Raw genomic sequence first — 18,367 nt, forward strand, 5'->3', positions numbered from 1 at the left:
GATGGCCATCCGCGAGGGATCGGTGTTCAAACGCTGCAGCTGCCGCGACGAGACCACAGGCAAACCCCTGGGAACGACGTGCCCCAAGCTGAAACGGCCCAACGGGGGCTGGAGCTCCGCCCACGGAAGTTGGGCCTTGCAGATCGAACTGCCCCGACGCGCCTCCGGCGCGCGGCGCCAGGCGCGGCGGATCGGGTACGACACCCAGGAAGCCGCGCGCGACCACCTCGACCACATCAAAACGGCCTTGGCCGTGGCCGAGGGAGACGAGCAGGCCGCGACCAAGGCGGCCGACCTCATCGAGGCGGCGATCACGAAGCGCACCGACCTCCCGACGGTGGGGGAGGTGCGCCGCCGCATCGGCGGGGGCGCCGATACCCGCGCGCAGGTGCCCACGGTGGGCGAGTGGCTCCAGGAGTGGTTGGCGGGTAAGAAGAAGCTGGCCGCCTCCACCCGGTTGTCGTATCAGGGCCACATCACCAACTACCTCGCCCCGCACCTGGGCTGGGTGCGCCTCGACAAGCTCGGGGTGGGGCATCTGCAGATGATGTTCGAGGCGATCGAGGAGACCAACGACCACATCCGCACCAGCCGCGCCTCGGAGGATCCGCAGGTGCGGGCCTCGGTGCACGGGATGCGCACCGTCAGCGTGTCCACCGAGCACCGGATCCGTGCCACCCTGCGCAGCGCCCTCTCGGCGGCCGTGTCCCGGCCCGACGTGCCGCTGCAGGTGAACGTGGCCTCCCACATCGAGCTGGAGTCGGCCCCGCGCCCGAAACCGGTGGTGTGGAGCACGGAGCGGGTCGCCCGCTACCGCAAAACGGGCGAGGTGCCGGCCCCGGTGATGGTGTGGACCCCCGAGCAGACCGGCCGCTTCCTCGAACGCGCCCACCGCGACCGGCTCTACGCCCTGTTCCACCTGATCGCCCTGAAGGGCCCGAGGCGGGGTGAAGCCGTGGGTCTGGAGTGGGAGTCGGTGCGCCTGGACGACGGGGCGGTCGACATCACGACGCAGGTGGTGCAGTTGGGGTGGGACACGGCGGTGTCCACACCCAAGAGCGCGGCGGGGCGGCGCACCATCACCTTGGACGAGGACACGGTCACGGTGTTGAAGGCGTGGCGGGCCCGCCAGCGCCAGGAGCGCCTCAAAGCGGGGGAGGCGTGGGTGGAGTCGGGGCGGGTGTTCACCCACCCCGACGGATCCGGATTGCACCCGGGCTGGGTGAGCGGGCTGTTCTGCCGCATCGCCGCCGAGGCGGATCTGCCGCCGATCAGCCTGCACGGGCTGCGCCACGGCGCCGCCTCGCTGAGCCTGGCGGCGGGGGTGGACGTGAAGGTGGTCTCCTCCGAACTCGGCCACTCGACCACCGCGTTCACCCAGGACACGTACCAGAGCGTGTTCCCGGATGTGGCCAAGGCGGCGGCGGAGGCGACGGCCGCGCTGGTGCCGCTGGCGAGGACCGCACGCGCCGGAGGATAAGCACGTCCGCCGTCTCGCCCTGGTCCCGGCCGGAATCGGCCGGGGCCAGGGGCCTCGACCGTGGTCCGTCACACGGCCGTCGTTGACAGCAGTCGGCGAACATGGAGGCGGAGCGCTCGCGTGGCGGTCAGCGTTTCCAGAACGCCCACCACCGCGGTCGCCGGTGAACGCGGTCGCGGTTTCTCCGCGCGACGGCGAGGCCGTGGCGGTCATCAGTGGCCTGAAATCCCCGAATGGCGCGGTCGAACGCTTCGATGGCCTCCTCGAAGCGTCGCACCTTTAGGAGGGCGCTGCCGAGGTTGTTCCAGGCGTCGGCTTCGCGGTGGGTGTCGCCGGTTTCTTGGTCGAGGGTGCGGGCGTGGGTGTGGGCGTCGATGGCTTCCTCGAAGCGGCGCACGTCGGTAGCACAACGCCGAGGTTGTTCCAGGCTGTGGCTTCGCGGTGGGTGTCGCCGGTGTGCTGGAAGGTGTTGCGGGCGTGGGTGTACGCGTTGATGGCGGCGTCGAAGCGGCGCACCTGGCGGAGGGCGAGGCCGAGGTTGTTCCAGGCGCCGGCTTCGCTGTGGGGGTCGCCGATGTCTTGGTAGTAGGAGAGGGCGTGGGTGTGGGCGTCGATGGCCTCGTCGAAGCGGCGGACTTCTTGGAGGGCGGTGCCGAGGTTGTTCCAGGCGCTGGCTTCGCGGTGGGTGTCGCCGACCTCTTGGTGGAGGGTGCGTGCGTGGGTGTGGGCGTTGATGGCGTCGTCGAAGCGGCGCACCTGGCGGAGGGCGGTGCCGAGGTTGGTCCAGGCCATGGCTTGGCCGTGGGTGTCGCCGATGTCTTGGTGGAGGGTGCGTGCGTGGGTGTGGGCGTCGATGGCCTCGTCGAAGCGGCGCGTCTCCCGTAGCGCGAGGCCGAGACTGTTCCATGCGGCCGCTTCGTTTTGGGTGTCGCCGGAGGCGTGTGCAACCTCTTGGGCGATGCGGCTGATCTGCTCCCATTCGGTGAACCGGCGCCGATGCTCCAGGTATCTGGCCAGGTTGAGGGGCAGGTGGACGGCTGCGCGGGTGTGGCCGGTGGCCTGGGCGGTGCGTACCGCCTCGATCAGGGTGGCGTGTTCCTCGTCCAGCCAGGCCATGGCCTCCTGCCGGTCGTCGAACGCGTCGGGTACCCCCTGGCCCGGCAGCGCCCGCAGGTGATCGTCGGCCGCATCGACCGTGTCGGTGTAGGCATCCAGCAGCCGGGTCAGGGCCGGCTCGCGGTCGGCAGGCGGGTCGGGATGGTTCCGGGCGTAGTCGGCGGCCAGATCGTGCATGGCCCACCGGTCGGGCGCGGGCCGGGTGAGCAGGCGGGCCGTGGCCAGTTCCTCCAGCACCTCTGCGGCCTCCTCGAACTCCAGTCCGGTGAGCACGGCTACGGCCGCGGTGGAGGTACTGGGACCCGGGGCCGATCCCAGCAGCAGGAACACCCGCGCCTGGGTGGTCTCCAGGGTGGCGAGGGAGGTGTCGAAGACGGTGCGCACCGCCCGGTCGCGGTCGCTCAGTTCCCTCAGGAGGGAGGAGGCGGATTCCAGGCGCTGAACCAGCCGGCCGGGGGCCAGATGGGGGCTGCGTTTGAGGTGGGCGGCGGTGACCTCCAGCGCCAGCGGCAGGTGTCCGCAGCACCGCGCCAACCGCTCCAGACCCGCCTCATCATGAGAGCGGGGGTCGTCGGGGGTATGGGTGGAGAGTTCGGCCGCCAGCAGGGCGAGGGCGTCGGGTTCGGCGAGGACGTCGAGGTCGAGGTGGTGGGCGCCGGCGAGTTCGGCCAGCCCGGTGCGGGCGGTGGCCACCAGCCGGTGGCCACCGGGCCCGGGCAGCAGGGGGCGGACCTGGGCGGGGTCGCGGGCGTTGTCGGCCACCACCAGCACGGGCCGTGCGTGGGGGTCGGTGCGGGAGAGCTCCTGCAGGGCGGAGCGGTAGGCGGCGGCGCGTTCCTGGAGCCCGAGGGGGATGTCGTCGGGGCGGGTGCCCAGGGCCCGCAGCAGGGTGTCCAGGGCCGCTTCGGCGGTGACGGGTGGGGTGTGGGGGGTGTAGCCGTGCAGGTCGATCCACAGGTGGGCGCAGAACCAGTCGTGCTCGGCGGCGGTGGCGGCGGCGTGGGCGGCCAGGGCGGTTTTGCCGATGCCGCCCATTCCGGCCAGGGCCGAGACCACCACCGCTTGCGAGTCCCGTCGGGGGTCGAGCCGGTGGACGAGGGCGGTGAGTTCGCGGGTGCGGCCGGTGAAGCGGGGCGGCGGGGGCGGTGCGGCGAACAGGGCGGTCGGGGAGGTCGGACCCTGATGGTGGTGGGTGTGTTGGGTTCCGATGACGTCGCGGCCGGCGCTGACGCCGGTCTGCGCGAGGCGGTCACCGTCGGGGGTGGGGGGTGTCATTCGCGGTCCTGTTTTCCGATCACGTCGCCGTCATCGGAGTGGATGTCGCGTTGGCGGATGCGGTCGCCGCCTCCTTCGGTGCCGCGGCCTTGCTTGCCGATGACGTTGCGCTTGGTGCGGATCCTGGTCTGGTCGATCGCGTCGCCGGCCCCGTTCCCGGGGCTCGAAGAGTCGTCAGGTGCGGGGGTGCGGGTGCGTGTGAGGAGGCCGCCGGCCAGGGACAGGGCGCCGATGACGGCGGCGACCCAGCTCGCGTATTCCATGCCGTGCTGCCATACGGCCAGCGCGACCGCACCGACGACGAGTAGGGCGCCGACCGTGCACAGGCTTCGCCAGATCCACACCATGGCCGTCATTATCGCCGGGATCGCGCGTTCGAATCAGCGTGTTGTCACCGATCCGAGGTGACCGGAACAGGACACCGGGTCGGGAGGGCCGGGATTCGGGCGCGGTTTCTGGGGAGGTCCCGCGTTCGCGTCCGGGGGAGGTCGGGAGTCCGGTGCCCGGGCCGATCGGGTCCCGGACGGGCGGGGGCGTGGCGGCCCTGTGCGGCCCTGTTCGGCCCGGTGGCGGGTTTGGTCGGGGCCGCTGGTGTTTGGGGCGCTGTCCGGCGGGCGGGGGCGGTGTGTGGGGCGTGTGGCGGGTTGCCGTCGCGCCCCGGTCGGGCTGGCGGTCGAGGCCAAGGTGCGGTAGGGCCTGGTCCGCTAATCCGATGGGGCTCTTCGAGCGGGGTCCCAGCTGGGGAGCGAGCACGGAGCGAGCGCGGAAGACAAACCGGACGAATCGACGGCCATCCGAGAGCCATGCAGGCCGTTGACCTGGTAAAATATGGTGCACCTGGCAGGATTCGAACCTGCGGCCGTCGGATTAGAAGTCCGATGCTCTTTCCACTGAGCTACAGGTGCTTGGTTCAATTGTGGCGTGGACTCACCGTTTGTAACGACATCGTGACCTGCGTGTTGGTGAGGTGTGTCGCTCTGCGGCCCTGCGTCCTGCTGTGGCCGGCCGGGCGCCGCGGGTGCCGCGGATGGCGGGTGGGCGAGGTGGCGGGTAGTGCTGGCGTCGGTGCGGTGAGATTCTAGGGTATTTGGAAGATGTCACCCATCGCCGGGCAAAACAATAACAACTACGGACATTCGTAGTTACGTCTCGTTAGCACGCGGCTCCCACCAAATCGGTCTCTACCGGCCTCGTGGAACACGTTACCCGTGATTAACCGCAGGTGGCGTGCCCGGTAGTGGTGTTTTGCCAACTCGGTGCGGCGGTCGCCGGCGGCGCGGTGTAATGCGTGTCACCAGGTCAGCGGCTAGAAGCACCACCAGCTTCCGGTCGTTGCGAGGAAGGCGAGCAGCGCGAGGGCCGTCATTGTGCCCCTCCTCTCCGGTGCCGGTGTCCGGCGGCTTCCTGTGGTGGGGCGAATGCTCAGTTCAATTACATTAAGTGATCATTGTGCACGTATAGTTACTGTGCGCGCGGGTGTCGCGGGGGCGTGTGGGGCGCTGCCCTGGCGCGCACTACCGTTGGCCGAGTGAAGAACCTGGATCGAGAGTCGGCCTGGCCGATCGCTGCGGGGCTGTTGTCGGGTGCGGCGCTGGACCGTGTGCTGCCCGACCCCCGGCGCGGGCATCCGGTAGCCCTCTACGGCCGGACCGCTGCGCGTCTGGAGCAGCGGGTATACGAGCCTTCCCGCGCGCGGGGAGCCGCGTTCGTCCTGCTTGCCGTCGCTCCCGTGGTCGCGGGCGGCGCGCTCGCGCAGGCCCGCACCTCCGGTGCGGGCCGCGCGGTGCTGACCGGTGCGGCTACGTGGGCGGTCGTGGGCGGGGCGATGCTCGCCCGCGAAGCCGAAGGTGTCGCCGACGCCCTGGAGGCCGGAGACGTGCCCGGTGCGCGGCGCCGCCTGCCCGGCTTGTGCGGGCGCGACCCCGAGTCGCTGGACGGGAAGGGCATCGCCCGCGCTACGGCGGAGTCGGTCGCCGAGAACACCGCAGACGCGGTGGTGGCCCCGTTGCTGTGGGGCGGGCTGCTGGGGGTGCCCGGCCTGGTCGGCTACCGTGCCGCCAACACGCTGGACGCCATGGTGGGCCACCCGTCGGCGCGGTATGAGCGTTTCGGCTGGGCGGCCGCCCGGCTCGACGATGTGGCCAATTGGGCGCCGGCGCGGCTGACCGCGGCGTTGGCCTGCGCGGCGGCGCCGGTCGTCGGCGGCTCGCCGTCCCGGGCGTTGCGGGTGCGGGTCCGGGACGGGGCGCGCCATCCCAGCCCCAACGCCGGGCACTGCGAAGCGGCGTTCGCCGGAGCGCTGGATGTGCGGCTGGGGGGAAGGAACGTGTACGGCTCCCGCGGTGAGGACCGTCCGGAACTGGGCGAGGGGCCCCACCCCGGGGTCGTCGACATTCGGCGCGCGGTGCGGCTGGCGCGTGTCGTCAACGCTGCCGCCGCCGGCGTCGCTGCGGCGGTGGCGTTGGCCGTGGGCCGCTCCCGCACGGTCGGTGGGGCCGCGCCGGCCGGCACGCCGCGGTCGGCTCCGCGCGGGCGGTGCGCAGGTGCCGCAGTCCGGGCCCTGGCCGGGCCGCGTGCGGGGAGGGTGTCGTGATGCGCCGGGGGCCCGCAGGATCTCCCGCTCTGCTGGTGGCCGGAACCACCTCCGATGCCGGCAAGAGCGTCCTCGTCACCGGAATCTGCCGCTGGCTCGCCCGCCAGGGCTTCAAGGTGGCCCCGTTCAAGGCGCAGAACATGTCGCTGAACTCGGTGGTGACCGCCGACGGCGCCGAGATCGGCCGTGCGCAGGCCGCCCAGGCCGCGGCTGCGGGCGTGGAACCCACCGCCGCGATGAACCCGGTGCTGCTCAAACCCGGCAGCGACCGCCGCAGCCAGGTCGTGGTCCGCGGCCGTCCCGTCGGCGAGGCCGACGCGCTGGGCTACCGCGATTTCAAGGACCGGTTGCGCACGGTCGCCGCTGAAAGCCTCGCGGAGCTGCGGGCGGAGTACGACGCCGTCATCTGCGAGGGCGCGGGCAGTCCGGCCGAGATCAACCTGCGCCCCGGCGACATCGCCAACATGGGGCTGGCGCGTGCGGCCGACCTTCCGGTGCTGGTCGTCGGCGACATCGACCGCGGCGGTGTCTTCGCGGCGATGCACGGCACGCTGGCGCTGCTGGAGCCGGCCGACCAGGCGCTGATTGCGGGATTCGTCGTCAACAAGTTCCGCGGCGCCCCCGAACTGCTGGAGCCGGGCTTGGACATGCTGCGCCGCGTCACCGGCCGACCCGTGCACGGCGTGCTGCCGTGGCTGGAGGGACGGGCGATCGACGTGGAGGATTCGTTGGCGCTGACCGCCGAGCGCACCCCGGCCCGTGCCCCGGTGCAGGGGCGCACGCTGCGTGTCGCCGTCGTGCACACGCCGCGGATCAGCAACTTCACCGATATCGACGCTCTGGCCGTGGAACCCGGGGTCGACCTTCGTTTCGTCTCGTCCCCGCAGGAGATGGGCGACGCCGACCTGGTGGTCCTTCCCGGAACTCGCGCCACGGTCGCCGACTTGGCGTGGATGCGTGAGCGCGGGCTGGACACCGCGGTGGCGGAGCGTGCCGAACAGGGGCGCCCGGTGCTGGGGATCTGCGGCGGGTACCAGATGCTGGCGCGCCGCATCCACGACGAGGTCGAGTCGCGGGCCGGGGCGGTACCCGGGCTGGGGCTGCTGCCCACCGCCGTCGCCTTCGCCGCGGAGAAGACGCTGGGCCGTCCGGTGGGTTCGGCCTACGGGCATCCGGTCGAGGGTTACGAGATCCACCACGGCCACAGCGTGCTCGACGACGGGGCCGCGGGTGACGCCGAGCCGTTCCTGGACGGTTGGCGGCGGGGTGCGGTGTGGGGCACGACGTGGCACGGTGCGCTGGAGAACGACGCGTTCCGCCGGGCGTTCCTCGCCGACGCCGCACGCTGGGCCGGCCGGGATTTCGCGCCCGCCCCCGACACCGATTTCGCCGCCGAACGCAAAGCCCGGATGGACGCGCTGGGGGACCTGGTGGAACGGCATATGGACACCGGTGCCCTGCTGCGGCTGCTTGAGGAGGGTCCTCCCGGCGGAATGCCGGTGATACCGCCTGCGGGGGTGCCGGACGTGTGACCGCGAGGCAGTCGGCCCGGTCGCGTGCGCCGGTGACCGGGCCGGTCGTGTGGCGCTGCGGTTGTGGACGGCGCCTGCAGCCTGATGCTGCGGCGGGTTAGCTTGGAGGGGAAGTAGAAGCGGCCAGGTGTCATGGGCGCGCCGGGTGTACCGGCGGTTCCCATCGCGGAGGCGGCCGCGGGCCGCGCAGGGCGCGGCCGAGTCCGCTTTCGCCCATGACCTGGGAGGTTCAGGTGAACACCGCTACGATTCCGTCCCGCTCTGCCGCTTCGGAGAGCGTGGACGCCCCCGCACCCGGCAGCACCGGTTCCGGCGACGACGGCCCCGCCGCGCCGCCCCCGGCGCGGCGGGTCAGCCTTGCCCTCGACCCGGTGACCCACGAGGAGCTGCAGCGCGCCGCCGGCCACCGCGACGTGGCGTCTTACCTGTACGTGCTCGCCGGGCGCTACGCGCGCTGGAACGAGCTGCGGGAGTGGCTGGTGCAGTTGGAGACCGCCTACGGGCCCTTGCCGCCCGAGGCGCTGGAGCGCGTCCACCGCCGGATGCTGGGGTTGCCGCGTCGGAAGGACGGGGCGCGGTCGGTGTCGATCGGTTTCAGCGACGCCGAGTTCCGGGCGCTCAGCGATGCGGCCGGGGAGCGCCCGGTGGCCGACTATCTCCGCGAGCTGCTGGCCGATCTCGTGCGACCGGCGCAGGAGGGCGGCTGTGCTGAGGAGGGGAGCGCAGGAGAGCACGCCGGGTAGCGGGTTGCGCGGCGGTCGTCCGGCGCTTCCGGGCGTCGGACGACCGCCGCGATCCTCTTTCCGCCGGCGGGGCGGCGGCCACCGTCGCCGAGCTGCACGTCGTCCTGCGCTGCCGGAGCGGCGATCCCCGCCGTGGCGCCGTCTGCCCGCACGGCGGCGTGCCCCTGGCAGGTAGAGGGCTCCGCCTTCGCGGTGATGCCGGACACGGTGCCGGGCTCGTGCCCGGCATTTCCGCGATGGGTGCGCTCGGCGCCGTTCCGGTGGCGCGCATCGGGCCGCCGCTTACACGCCCGAAGCAGCGGGGTGTGCGTGCGGCGCCACCCGTTTACGGCTGATTGGTCGATCAGTTAGTCTGCTGATTATGCGATCAGCTTCGACGGAGGATCTCACCGCCCGGGCACGGATCCGGGACGCCGCCATCGCCCTCTTCGCCGAGCACGGCATGGGGGGGACCAGCATGAAGCGGGTCGCCGCCGAGGCCGGAGTCTCGCAGGCCCTGGTCTCCCACCACTTCGGTTCCAAGGAGGGCCTGCGGACGGCCTGCGACGAGCACGTGGCCGCGGTCATCGAGGAAGGCAAGCACGAGGCCATGAGCAAGGGGCCCGACTTGGACATCCTGTCGGCGCTACGCGACCAGTCGGGCACCATGCCGCTCCTGCGCTACCTGGCCAGGATGCTGATCGAAGGCTCGCCCCAGGTCGACAGCCTGGTCGACGGGATCGTCGGCGCCACCGCCGCGTCGATGGAGGAAGGCGAGCGGGCCGGCATCTTCCACTCCCTCGACCGGCCCCAGGACGTCAACGCCGTTCTCGTGCTGTGGTCGCTGGGCCTGCTCGTGCTGCACGGCCAGGCCGAACGCCTCCTCGGGCTGACCTTCGACGGGCCCGCCGAAGACAAGGTCCGCTACGCGCGGGCCGCCATGGAGGCGTTGCAGGGTCTCTTCACCGACAACGCCTACGAGCAGATCAACCGGGAGTTCGCTCCGCGCGAGGACGAGGAAGAAGGCAGTGATGACTGAACGGTCCCCCGTGATCGACATCCGCGGGCTGGGCAAGTCGTTCGGGTCCGTTGCGGCCCTGGACGGGCTGGACCTCAGCGTGGCCGAGGGGGAGGTGCACGGCTTCCTCGGGCCCAACGGGGCGGGCAAGACCACCACGCTGCGGGTGCTGCTGGGGCTGCTGCGCGCCGACTCCGGGCGCGCGCGGATGCTGGGCGGCGATCCGTGGTCGGAGGCGGTTCCCCTGCATCGCAGGCTGGCCTTCGTCCCCGGAGACGTGGAGCTGTGGCCCAACCTCACCGGCGGCGAGGCGATCGACCTGTTCGCCCGCCTGCGCGGGCGCTTCGACCGCACGCGCCGCGACGAGCTCTGCGAGCGCTTCGACCTGGACCCGACGAAGAAGGGACGCACCTATTCGAAGGGCAACCGGCAGAAGGTCGCGCTGATCTCGGCGCTGGCCTCCGACGTCGAGCTGCTGCTGCTCGACGAGCCCACCGCGGGGCTGGACCCGCTGATGGAGGCGGTGTTCCAGGAGTGCATCCGCGAGGAGAAGGACGCGGGCCGCACGGTCCTGCTGTCCAGCCACATCCTCGCCCAGGTGGAGGCGCTGGCCGACCGGATCTCCATCGTCCGCAGCGGAACGGTCGTCGAGACCGGCACCCTGACCGAGCTGCGCCACCTCACCCGCACCACCGTGGTGGCCGAGACCGCCGAATCGCCCGAGGCTCTGGCCGGACTCGCGGGCGTGCACGGCCTGGAGCACCGCGACGGCCAGATCCGCTTCGAGGTCGACGGCGAGCACGTCGACGAGGCCGTGCGGGCGCTGGCTCCGCTCGGCGTGCGCTCGCTGGCCGCCCACCCGCCGACGCTCGAACAGCTGCTGCTGCGCCACTACGGCGACGAGCGGCACGGCGGCGGCGCGAAACCCGCGGAGGTGGCGAAGTGACCGCCGCCGCGTCCGCGCCGCGCACGGCGCCCGCACCGGACCCGCGCAGCGGCGGGCACGGGTTCGTCGGTACCTGGACGCTGACCCGCTTCCTGCTGCGCCGCGACCGGGTCCGGATCCCGGGCTGGGCCGTCGGCTTCGCCGTGTTCGTGGGCTATCTGGTGGCTGCGCTGCCCACCGTCTACGGCGGCGAGACCGAGCTTCAGGCCGTCTCGCAGCTGTTCCGGGACCCCGTCGGCCGGCTCATGGTGGGCCCCGGCTACGGGCTCGGCGACCCCACCCTGGAGCGGTTCGTGGCCAACGGGTACGGGCTGTACTTCCTGGCCTTGGCCGCGCTCATGAACATCCTGCTCGTGAGCCGGCACACGCGGAGCGAGGAGCAGCACGGCCGGGCGGAGCTGGTGCGCGCCAACGTGGTCGGGAGGTACGCGTCCCTGACTGCGGCGCTGGCCGTCGCCGTGGTCACCGACGCCGCGATCGCTGCCGCGGTCTTCGTGGCGATGGCGGGCGTGGGCGGCTACGCCGCCGCGGGCTCGGTGCTGTTCTCCGTCGGCGTGGGCGTGACCGGATTCGCGTTCGCCGGGGTCGCCGCGGTCACCGTGCAGTTGACGGAGTACTCCCGTGCGGCGTCGGGAATGGCGGGCGCTGTGCTGGGAGCCGCATTCGTGGTGCGCTCGGGCGGCGACATGGCCCGGCAGGAAGGCTCGCTGCTGTCGTGGTTCTCGCCGCTGGCCTGGGGGCAGCAGACCGCGCCGTTCGTGCTCGACCGCTGGTGGCCGCTGCTGCTGCCGCTCGCCGCCGCCGCGGTCGGTATCGCGGCGGGCTACGGCCTGCTGATGCGTCGCGACCTGGGCGCGGGCCTGTTGGCCGTGCGGGCGGGCCGCTCCCGGGCCCCGGCCTGGCTGGGTACCCCGTGGGGGTTGGCTCTGCGCCTGCAGCGCAGCTCCATCGCCTGGTGGGCCGTCGGGATGGGCGTCGCCGCGCTCGCCTTCGGCTCCTACGCCGACACGCTGCTGCAGGCCGCCGACGACCTGCCCGCGGTGTTCGTCGATCTGTTCGGCGGTGCCGACCAGATGCTGGCCGGCTACCTCGCCTACATGGCCGAGTTCATGGCGCTCCTCGCCGGCGCCTACGTGATCCTGGCCGTGCAGGGCCTGCGCGGCGAGGAGACCAAGGGCCGCGGCGAGCCGGTGCTGGCGACCCCGGTGAGCCGCTGGGCGTGGCTGGGCAGCAGCCTGGCCGTCACCGCCGCCGGTGCGGTGGTGCTGATGGCGGTCGCCGGCGCGGCCACCGGTCTGGGCGCCGCCGCGGTCACCGGCGACTCCGACCGCATCGGCGACCTGGTCCTGGCCCACCTGAACCAGGTGCCGCCGGTGCTGGTGGTGCTGGGGGCCGCGGCGCTGCTGTTCGGTGCGCTGCCGCGCGCGGTCCCGGCGGCCTGGGTCGTCGTCGGCTACGGGCTGGTGGTCGGTACCTTCGGGGCGTTGATGGATCTGCCCGACGCGGCCTTCGGCGTTTCGCCGTTCCACCACTCGGCGTCGATGCCGCTGGAGGAGTTCGCGGCCGGACCCGCCGTCGCCCTACTGGCGCTGGCCGCCGTGCTCGCCGCGCTCGGCCTGGCCGCCTTCCGCCGGCGGGCGGTCAACGTCTGACCCGCAAGTGTCGCGGCAGCGCCGCCGTCTCGCGTGCAGCGGGGCGGCGGCGCTGCGCGGCCGTTGGGGTGGGCGGAGGCTGGGGACCGGCCGCGGCTGCACCCGGTCACGTGTCGGGGCGCAGGGCGATGACGGGGATGCCGTTCTCGGGATCGGCGCCGAGGCGTTCGTATACGCGGCCGGCGCTGTCGGGCTCGTGGCCCAAGGCCCGGATCAGGCCGGCGGCGGTGCGCGGCCGGCGGTGGGCGTAGCCGGCCAGGGCGCGGCCGGATTCCCGCGGCGGCAGCAGGACGGCGGTGCCGCGGTAACGCCGGCGCCCCGTCTCTACCAGTACGCGGGGGTCGGCGCGGACGTTTCGGTACCACTGCGACCTGCCCCCGTATCCGGAGACGGCCAGCACACCGCCGCTGTCCTCGTCGCGGCCGATCACCTCCAGAACCGTCTGGCGGGCGCGGCCCGTGACTCGGCCGCGGTGGGTGAGCAGCAGGAAGCGGCCTCCCAGCACAGCCCCGAGGCCGAGCCGGTAGATCCAGACGGGCGCCCGGTACAGGGCACGGCGCAGGGGTGTGCGCGGCGGGTCGGCGAAGGTCACGGCTGATGGGCTCCTCGGCGGGTCGCGGGCGGCGCGGCCTCGATTCCACCATCGGCGGGCACCCGGCGCCCAGCCGCCGCGGCGGGACCGCCCGCGGCGCAGCCGGCCTCTTGACACCGGTCGGGGCGGCGGCTTGAATTGGCCGCGACTATTTACCGTCCATTCGGTCAGTAAGTGAGGCGGTGGGGCCGTGTCGCACCCGTCGGCCGAGGTCGCTGACGCGACCCGCGCCATGCTCGACGCCGATACCGCCTCGGCTTCGCTCGGCATCGACGTCACTGCGGCGAAAGAGGGCCGCTCCGCGGCCCGGATGCGCGTGACAGAGGCGATGGTCAACGGGCACGGCATCGTGCACGGCGGATTCCTCTTCATTCTGGCCGACACCGCGTTCGCCGCCGCGTGCAACAGCCACGGCCCCGTCACCGTCGCCGCCGGTGCCGAGATCACGTTCGTCGCCACCGCTCGCGTCGGCGACGAACTCGCCGCGACCGCCGAGCAGCGCACCCGCTACGGCCGCAACGGCATCTACGACGTCACGGTGCACCGCCTGACCCCGCACGGGCGGGAGGTCGTCGCCGAGTTCCGCGGCCGCAGCCGCACCGTGGCCGCCCCCGACGACTGAGGAGCCGCCGGCATGACCACCACGCACGGACCGGTGCCGAGCGCCCGGCGCCCGGGAGCCGCACCGGGGGCCGGCGAGCTGTCGGCGGCCGAGCGCCTCAGCGCCGACGAACTGCGCGGACGACAACTGCAGCGCCTGCGGTGGACACTGCGCCACGCCTACGACAACGTGCCGCTGTACCGGCGCAAGTTCGACGACGCCGGCGTGCACCCCGACGACTGCCGCACGCTCGACGACATCGCGAAGTTCCCCTGCACGACCAAGCAGGACCTGCGCGAGGGCTACCCCTTCGGGATGTTCGCCGTCCCGCGCGGCGACGTGCGCCGCATCCACGCCTCCAGCGGCACCACCGGGAAACCCACCGTGGTCGGCTACACCGAAGTCGACCTGGACGTGTGGGCCGAGACGATGGCCCGCTCCATCCGCGCCGCCGGCGGCCGCCCCGGCCACACCGTGCACATCTCCTACGGATACGGCCTGTTCACGGGCGGTCTCGGCGCCCACTACGGCGCCGAGAAGCTCGGCTGCACCGTCGTCCCCGCCTCCGGGGGCATGACGGCCCGGCAGGTGCGGATCATCGACGACTTCCGCCCCGAAGTCGTCATGGTCACCCCGTCCTACATGCTCACGCTGCTCGACGAGTTCGAGCGCCAGGGCATCGACCCGCGCACCACCTCGCTGACGACCGGCATCTTCGGCGCCGAGCCCTGGACCGAACGGATGCGCCGCGAGATCGAGGAGCGCGCGGGCATCGACGCGGTCGACGTCTACGGCCTGTCCGAAGTGATGGGGCCCGGTGTCTCCCAGGAGTGCGTCGAGACCAAGGACGGCCTGCACATCTGGGAGGACCACTTCTATCCCGAGGTCGTCGACCCGGCAGACGGGCGCGTGCTGCCCGACGGCGCCGCGGGCGAACTGCTCTTCACCTCCTTGACCAAGCAGGCGCTGCCGGTCATCCGGTACCGCACCCGCGACCTCACCGCGCTGCGCCCCGGGACCGCGCGCCCGGCGTTCCGCCGCATGGACCGGGTCACCGGGCGCAGCGACGACATGATCATCCTGCGCGGCGTCAACGTGTTCCCCACGCAGGTCGAGGAGATCGTGCTCGGTACCGACGGGCTGGCCCCGCATTTCCAGCTGCGGCTGACCCGCGCGGACCGGGCGGACCACCTCACGGTCCTGGTCGAAGCGCTCGGCACGACCGCGGCCGACCGCCGCGACGCCGCCGCTGCCGAGGTCGCCCGCCGCGTCAGGGACGGTGTCGGGGTGCGCGTCGGCGTGGAGATCCGCGATCCCGAATCCCTCGAACGCTCGACGGGCAAGGTCCGCCGGGTGATCGACGAGCGGCCGACGGACTGACCGGCCCCGCGGGGCGCTCCCGGAGGGCCCGGTTCCGCACGCGTGGGGCGGCATGCGCCGCCGGCGGCCCGCCGGCGCGGTGGCCGAGCGCACGAGGCGGTCCCCGGGCACCGGCGCCGGCCCGTGCGCCGGAGTGAGCCCGGGAGTGCGGGGCAGGTGCCGTCGGCGTGCGGCCGCGACGCCGGTGCCGCGACTGATGCGGCCGGCAGCGGCTCCTGTGCCGCTCTCCCCGTAATGTTCTCCGCCGGGAGTGAACCGGAGGCGGTCCGGTGTGCTACGTACAGGGCGTGGACCCCGAACAGCAGCTGCTCGCCCAGGTCGCCTCGGGAGACGAGGGAGGACTGCGCGAGCTGTATCACCGGCATTCCGCAGCCATGCTCCGGCTGCTGGGGCGGTTGACGTCGGACGCAGGGACCGCCGAGGAGATCCTGCAGGAGGCGTGGCTGGCGGTGTGGCGGTCGGCGGGCTCTTACCGGGCGTCGGCCTCGGTGCGCGCCTGGCTGCTCGGCATCGCACGGCGGCAGGCGCACAACCGGCTGCGCCGCGCCGCCGCACCAGCGGTGGACATCGACGCGGCGCCCGAACCCGCCGACCGCACCGCCGACGTGGAGAGCCGGGTGCTGGCGTCGGCCGGCCACGAGGCGATCCTCGCGGCCATCGCCCGGCTGCCGGAGGCGCACCGCGACGTCGTGGTGCTGGCCCTGGTCGAGGAGTTGCCCTATGCCGACATCGCCGAGGTGCTGCGTGTGCCGGTGGGCACCGTGAAGAGCCGCATGTCCACGGCGCGCAGGACGCTGTCGGCGGAGCTGTCGCGAGAGCGGGTGAACTGACATGGACCATCTGGACGAGGAGGCGCTGACGCGGGCCGGTGCTCGGGAGCGTGCGGCCCTGCCCGCGGCCGAGGCCGCCCATCTGGACGCGTGCACGCCGTGCCGGAGGCGGGCCGCGGGGGATGCGCGGCTCGCGGAGGCCCTGCGTGCGGCGGAACCGGCCCCGGCCGTCCCGCCGTTCGACGCGTTGGTCGCCCCGCACCTGGACGCGCCGCCCGAACCGGTGCCGGTGCCCGCGGTGGGAGCGGGCCGCGCGTGCCGCCTGACCCTCGCGGTCGCGCTGCGCCAGGTCGGCTTCGTGCCGCGGGTGCTGTGGGCGGCGACCCTGGGCGGGTTCGCGGTGCTGGCCGCCGCGGTGGTCCTGCTGCCGCGCAGCGGTGAGGTCGTCGCGGCCTACCTCGGCCCCGTCAGCGTGGGGTTGGTGACGCTCGGTGCGGTGGCCGTGTGCGACCCCAAGCGCGATCCGCGCCGACCGGAGCTGTTCGCGACGGCGGTGCCCCCCGTCGCCGTGTGGCTGGCCCGGCTGACGGTGGTGCTGGGCGCGCTGCTGCTCAGCGGGTCGGCGGTTTCGGTCCTGGCGGCCGCGCTCCCGGGAAGCGGCGCCCAGGCGGGGCCGCTGATCGGGTCGTGGCTGGCGCCGGCGCTGCTGGGCGCCGGGCTCACCGCGTTCGGCGCCGTGTGGCGGTCCCCGGGCCTGGGGACGGCGCTGGGGGCGGTGTCGTGGGGGGTGTCCGTCGTCGCGATCCGGGGCGACCTGTTCGGCACCGCGGCGGGCGCGGCGGTCGCCGCCGTGTGGGACTACGACGGCGTACTGGTGGCCGTGGCGGGGACCGCTCTGGCCGCGGCCGCCCGGCTCGCGACCCGGCCGGCCCAGCACCCGAGCGGCTGAGGCCGAGAAGGTGTCGATGCGCATATCCGCCCGGAACCTGGCCTACCGGTACGGGCGGACGCCCGCCCTCACCGGGATCGGCCTCGACATCGGCGGCGGCGTGTTCGGGCTGCTGGGCCCCAAGGGGACGCATTTATTATACGCAATAGCGCTTTAGCTGGGGTTTTGAGCACTTCACCGCACCGGAGCTGCGCTGGTTGGACCGGGCGACGCCCCCTGCGGAGCGGCTGATGGCGTACTCCGATGGAAGACGGGTTGAAGCGGCACTGTGAGCTGGGTAAACGAATCCGGCGCACAGAGTAAACGAGGCATCTGCGGGGGCGCCTGGAGGCTTCGCTAGCGTCGATCTTGGTAAACAGCGATTGCGTAGCCAAGGGGGATCTGGTGATTGGGGCCAGGGCCGAACTGAATGACCTGCTGGACCAGGCGGCGGAGATGGGCGAGTACGTGCTCGAATGCCGCGACGTCGGGCACATCTGGAAGGATTGGACCGTCGCGCGGCTTCGACACGGGTTCGAGCAGACGATGCGGTGCTCCCAGTGCGGCACCGAACGCGTCCGGTTCATCGACCCTGAGGGCTACATCGACAGCTCCCATTACCGGTACCCGGACGGCTACCTCGTTCACGGACTCGGGCGGTTGACCGTGGACCACCGCGCGGCACTGCGACTGGAATTACTCCAGCGGTCAGCGTGAGGCATGAAGAAGGGCCCCGACCGGAGCGCAAGGCTCACGGCCGGGGCCGACATCTACCTGTCCGGGGCTACAGCTCCCACGCTTGGATGCGTGCCTGTCCGCCGGTGACGCGCGGGCGGACGTCCTCGCCGCCGAAGTGGACGACTTCGAGGCGCAGCTTATGCCCCTTTCCGACGAAGCCGCAGAACGTGGCCTTCGGGTACGCGTTGCCGTTGGTGCCCTCGTACTCCTGCGGAAAGTAGCGCTCGGACTCGGCGTATTCGCCGTCGCGCTTGGTCACCTCGACGGCGCGGATCTGGCCTTCAGCACCCTTGGGAAGCCCTTCGATGCGAAGGCTGACCTCGCCCTGGAAGTAGGTAGGGCCGGTGACCAGACTGGGATAGTCGCCGTCGGCGTGATGCCCCTCGCAGCCGCCGGAGTTGTTCTTGTCGAAGTAGATCTGCTGCCACTCATGAGAGCGCAGCTCTTCCTGACGGGAGTCGCGGGTCTTTCCGACGGAGATGTAGGTGGGCACGTCGTCCTCCTTGTCGATGGTGCCGGGCGGTTGCGAGAAGACCCCGTCACGCACGAACGCATACGCGGCGTCGCCGGGGCAGTCGGTGGAGTTGAAGTCGCGGTGTCCGAAGACGGCGCCGGCAATGGAAGATTCGGGCTCCATGAGCCACTGGCGCAGCTCGCGAACGGCGTTGATCTGCGCGGCGGTGAGCTCGTCGTTGGGGCCGGTCGCCAGCGTCACCGAGTAGTGCGAATCGTTCGCGCCGCGTTGGGCTGCCTGCTGCTTGAACAGGCCGCGCCCCTCGATGACGAACCCATGGGCGCAGCAGAACCAGGAGTAGCCGACATCGACCCAGCCGTTGCCGTTGACGTGGTAGTCGCGGCAGCCGTTCCAGTAGTCAAGGCACGCGGCGTGGTCCTTGTCGGCGAGCCCTTGATCGTAGCTGTCGTAATGGACGACGAGCCCCTGCTTGGGGTCGGCGCCGTCGGCGGGCGACGGCCCCCACCCGAGTTCCGAGCGCCAGACGAGGCGCGTTGGCCGTGACAATGA

General features: G+C 72.5%; 18 protein-coding genes and 1 tRNA gene. 13 read left to right on the forward strand and 6 right to left on the reverse strand.

What is annotated here, in order from left to right:
• Position 1 precedes the first annotated feature (1 nt).
• Positions 2-1,480: a tyrosine-type recombinase/integrase gene (locus HNR25_RS19480; protein ID WP_184637455.1), complete on the forward strand. Its 1,479-nt coding sequence runs from the start codon at positions 2-4 to the stop codon at positions 1,478-1,480.
• A 127-nt stretch (positions 1,481-1,607) separates the two neighbouring features.
• Here the strand turns inward: HNR25_RS19480 and HNR25_RS27165 are convergent, their stop codons facing one another.
• The 4 genes from HNR25_RS27165 to HNR25_RS19495 all read right to left on the reverse strand — a co-directional run bounded on the left by HNR25_RS27165 (position 1,608) and on the right by HNR25_RS19495 (position 4,776).
• Positions 1,608-1,877, reverse strand: a complete 270-nt coding sequence (locus tag HNR25_RS27165; RefSeq protein ID WP_221457734.1) for a tetratricopeptide repeat protein — start codon at positions 1,875-1,877, stop codon at positions 1,608-1,610.
• Positions 1,760-3,871 (reverse strand): tetratricopeptide repeat protein, encoded by a 2,112-nt coding sequence (locus HNR25_RS19485; RefSeq protein WP_184637457.1) that lies wholly within the window; start codon positions 3,869-3,871, stop codon positions 1,760-1,762. Before HNR25_RS19485 ends, HNR25_RS27165 begins: the two co-directional genes overlap by 118 nt.
• A complete protein-coding gene (locus HNR25_RS19490; RefSeq protein WP_184637459.1) occupies positions 3,868-4,218 on the reverse strand; it encodes a hypothetical protein in 351 nt (116 codons plus the stop codon). The genes HNR25_RS19485 and HNR25_RS19490 overlap by 4 nt, the downstream gene beginning before the upstream one ends.
• A gap of 482 nt (positions 4,219-4,700) precedes the next feature.
• Positions 4,701-4,776 (reverse strand) — tRNA-Arg (locus HNR25_RS19495).
• 632 nt (positions 4,777-5,408) lie between these two features.
• Between HNR25_RS19495 and HNR25_RS19500 the strand changes: the two genes are divergently transcribed.
• The 6 genes from HNR25_RS19500 (at position 5,409) to HNR25_RS19525 (ending at position 12,334) form a co-directional block, all read left to right on the forward strand.
• Complete coding sequence (locus tag HNR25_RS19500; protein WP_246464587.1) at positions 5,409-6,464, forward strand: cobalamin biosynthesis protein; 1,056 nt, start codon at positions 5,409-5,411, stop codon at positions 6,462-6,464.
• On the forward strand, positions 6,464-7,996 hold the full coding sequence (locus tag HNR25_RS19505) for a cobyric acid synthase (protein ID WP_184637461.1): 1,533 nt from the start codon (positions 6,464-6,466) through the stop codon (positions 7,994-7,996). Before HNR25_RS19500 ends, HNR25_RS19505 begins: the two co-directional genes overlap by 1 nt.
• Before the next feature lie 215 nt (positions 7,997-8,211).
• Positions 8,212-8,739 carry a hypothetical protein gene (locus HNR25_RS19510; protein ID WP_184637463.1) on the forward strand — a complete coding sequence of 176 codons (528 nt, stop codon included), beginning with the start codon at positions 8,212-8,214 and terminating at the stop codon, positions 8,737-8,739.
• A gap of 361 nt (positions 8,740-9,100) precedes the next feature.
• A complete protein-coding gene (locus HNR25_RS26655) occupies positions 9,101-9,757 on the forward strand; it encodes a TetR/AcrR family transcriptional regulator (RefSeq protein WP_184637465.1) in 657 nt (218 codons plus the stop codon).
• Positions 9,750-10,682, forward strand: a complete 933-nt coding sequence (locus HNR25_RS19520) for an ABC transporter ATP-binding protein (RefSeq protein ID WP_184637467.1) — start codon at positions 9,750-9,752, stop codon at positions 10,680-10,682. The genes HNR25_RS26655 and HNR25_RS19520 overlap by 8 nt, the downstream gene beginning before the upstream one ends.
• Positions 10,679-12,334 (forward strand): ABC transporter permease, encoded by a 1,656-nt coding sequence (locus tag HNR25_RS19525; RefSeq protein WP_184637469.1) that lies wholly within the window; start codon positions 10,679-10,681, stop codon positions 12,332-12,334. Before HNR25_RS19520 ends, HNR25_RS19525 begins: the two co-directional genes overlap by 4 nt.
• 106 nt (positions 12,335-12,440) lie before the next feature.
• Here HNR25_RS19525 and HNR25_RS26180 read toward each other — a convergent pair whose 3' ends face one another.
• On the reverse strand, positions 12,441-12,926 hold the full coding sequence (locus HNR25_RS26180; protein ID WP_184637471.1) for a nitroreductase family deazaflavin-dependent oxidoreductase: 486 nt from the start codon (positions 12,924-12,926) through the stop codon (positions 12,441-12,443).
• A gap of 232 nt (positions 12,927-13,158) precedes the next feature.
• On the opposite strand from HNR25_RS26180, the gene paaI reads away from it, so the two are divergent.
• From paaI to HNR25_RS19560, 6 genes are all read left to right on the forward strand, one after another.
• Entirely contained in the window at positions 13,159-13,548 is a 390-nt protein-coding gene (paaI, locus tag HNR25_RS19535; protein ID WP_184639560.1) for a hydroxyphenylacetyl-CoA thioesterase PaaI, read from the forward strand.
• A 12-nt stretch (positions 13,549-13,560) separates the two neighbouring features.
• Complete coding sequence (gene paaK / locus HNR25_RS19540) at positions 13,561-14,907, forward strand: phenylacetate--CoA ligase PaaK (protein ID WP_184637473.1); 1,347 nt, start codon at positions 13,561-13,563, stop codon at positions 14,905-14,907.
• 269 nt (positions 14,908-15,176) lie between these two features.
• Positions 15,177-15,737, forward strand: coding sequence for an RNA polymerase sigma factor (locus tag HNR25_RS19545; protein ID WP_312862637.1), 561 nt, complete (start codon positions 15,177-15,179; stop codon positions 15,735-15,737).
• A 1-nt stretch (position 15,738) separates the two neighbouring features.
• A complete protein-coding gene (locus HNR25_RS19550) occupies positions 15,739-16,626 on the forward strand; it encodes a hypothetical protein (RefSeq protein ID WP_184637476.1) in 888 nt (295 codons plus the stop codon).
• Positions 16,627-16,642: 16 nt separating this feature from the next.
• Positions 16,643-16,783, forward strand: coding sequence for a P-loop NTPase family protein (locus tag HNR25_RS19555; RefSeq protein ID WP_184637478.1), 141 nt, complete (start codon positions 16,643-16,645; stop codon positions 16,781-16,783).
• 227 nt (positions 16,784-17,010) lie between these two features.
• Positions 17,011-17,322: a hypothetical protein gene (locus HNR25_RS19560; protein ID WP_184637480.1), complete on the forward strand. Its 312-nt coding sequence runs from the start codon at positions 17,011-17,013 to the stop codon at positions 17,320-17,322.
• Between the two features lie 67 nt (positions 17,323-17,389).
• On the opposite strand, the gene HNR25_RS19565 is transcribed toward HNR25_RS19560, so the two are convergent.
• A complete protein-coding gene (locus HNR25_RS19565) occupies positions 17,390-18,364 on the reverse strand; it encodes a peptidoglycan recognition protein family protein (protein ID WP_184637482.1) in 975 nt (324 codons plus the stop codon).
• Positions 18,365-18,367 lie beyond the last annotated feature (3 nt).

This window comes from Streptomonospora salina (assembly GCF_014204715.1).
Taxonomy (GTDB): Bacteria; Actinomycetota; Actinomycetes; order Streptosporangiales; family Streptosporangiaceae; genus Streptomonospora; species Streptomonospora salina.

Bases quoted from the DNA above. Each gene is read 5' to 3' on its own strand.
- HNR25_RS19480 (WP_184637455.1), top strand. From the start codon at position 2: ATGGCCATCCGCGAGGGATCGGTGTTCAAACGCTGCAGCTGCCGCGAC.
- HNR25_RS19485 (WP_184637457.1), bottom strand. From the start codon at position 3,871: ATGACACCCCCCACCCCCGACGGTGACCGCCTCGCGCAGACCGGCGTC.
- HNR25_RS19490 (WP_184637459.1), bottom strand. From the start codon at position 4,218: ATGGTGTGGATCTGGCGAAGCCTGTGCACGGTCGGCGCCCTACTCGTC.
- HNR25_RS19505 (WP_184637461.1), top strand. From the start codon at position 6,464: ATGCGCCGGGGGCCCGCAGGATCTCCCGCTCTGCTGGTGGCCGGAACC.
- HNR25_RS19510 (WP_184637463.1), top strand. From the start codon at position 8,212: ATGACCTGGGAGGTTCAGGTGAACACCGCTACGATTCCGTCCCGCTCT.
- HNR25_RS26655 (WP_184637465.1), top strand. From the start codon at position 9,101: ATGCGATCAGCTTCGACGGAGGATCTCACCGCCCGGGCACGGATCCGG.
- HNR25_RS19520 (WP_184637467.1), top strand. From the start codon at position 9,750: ATGACTGAACGGTCCCCCGTGATCGACATCCGCGGGCTGGGCAAGTCG.
- paaI (WP_184639560.1), top strand. From the start codon at position 13,159: ATGCTCGACGCCGATACCGCCTCGGCTTCGCTCGGCATCGACGTCACT.
- paaK (WP_184637473.1), top strand. From the start codon at position 13,561: ATGACCACCACGCACGGACCGGTGCCGAGCGCCCGGCGCCCGGGAGCC.
- HNR25_RS19550 (WP_184637476.1), top strand. From the start codon at position 15,739: ATGGACCATCTGGACGAGGAGGCGCTGACGCGGGCCGGTGCTCGGGAG.
- HNR25_RS19555 (WP_184637478.1), top strand. From the start codon at position 16,643: ATGCGCATATCCGCCCGGAACCTGGCCTACCGGTACGGGCGGACGCCC.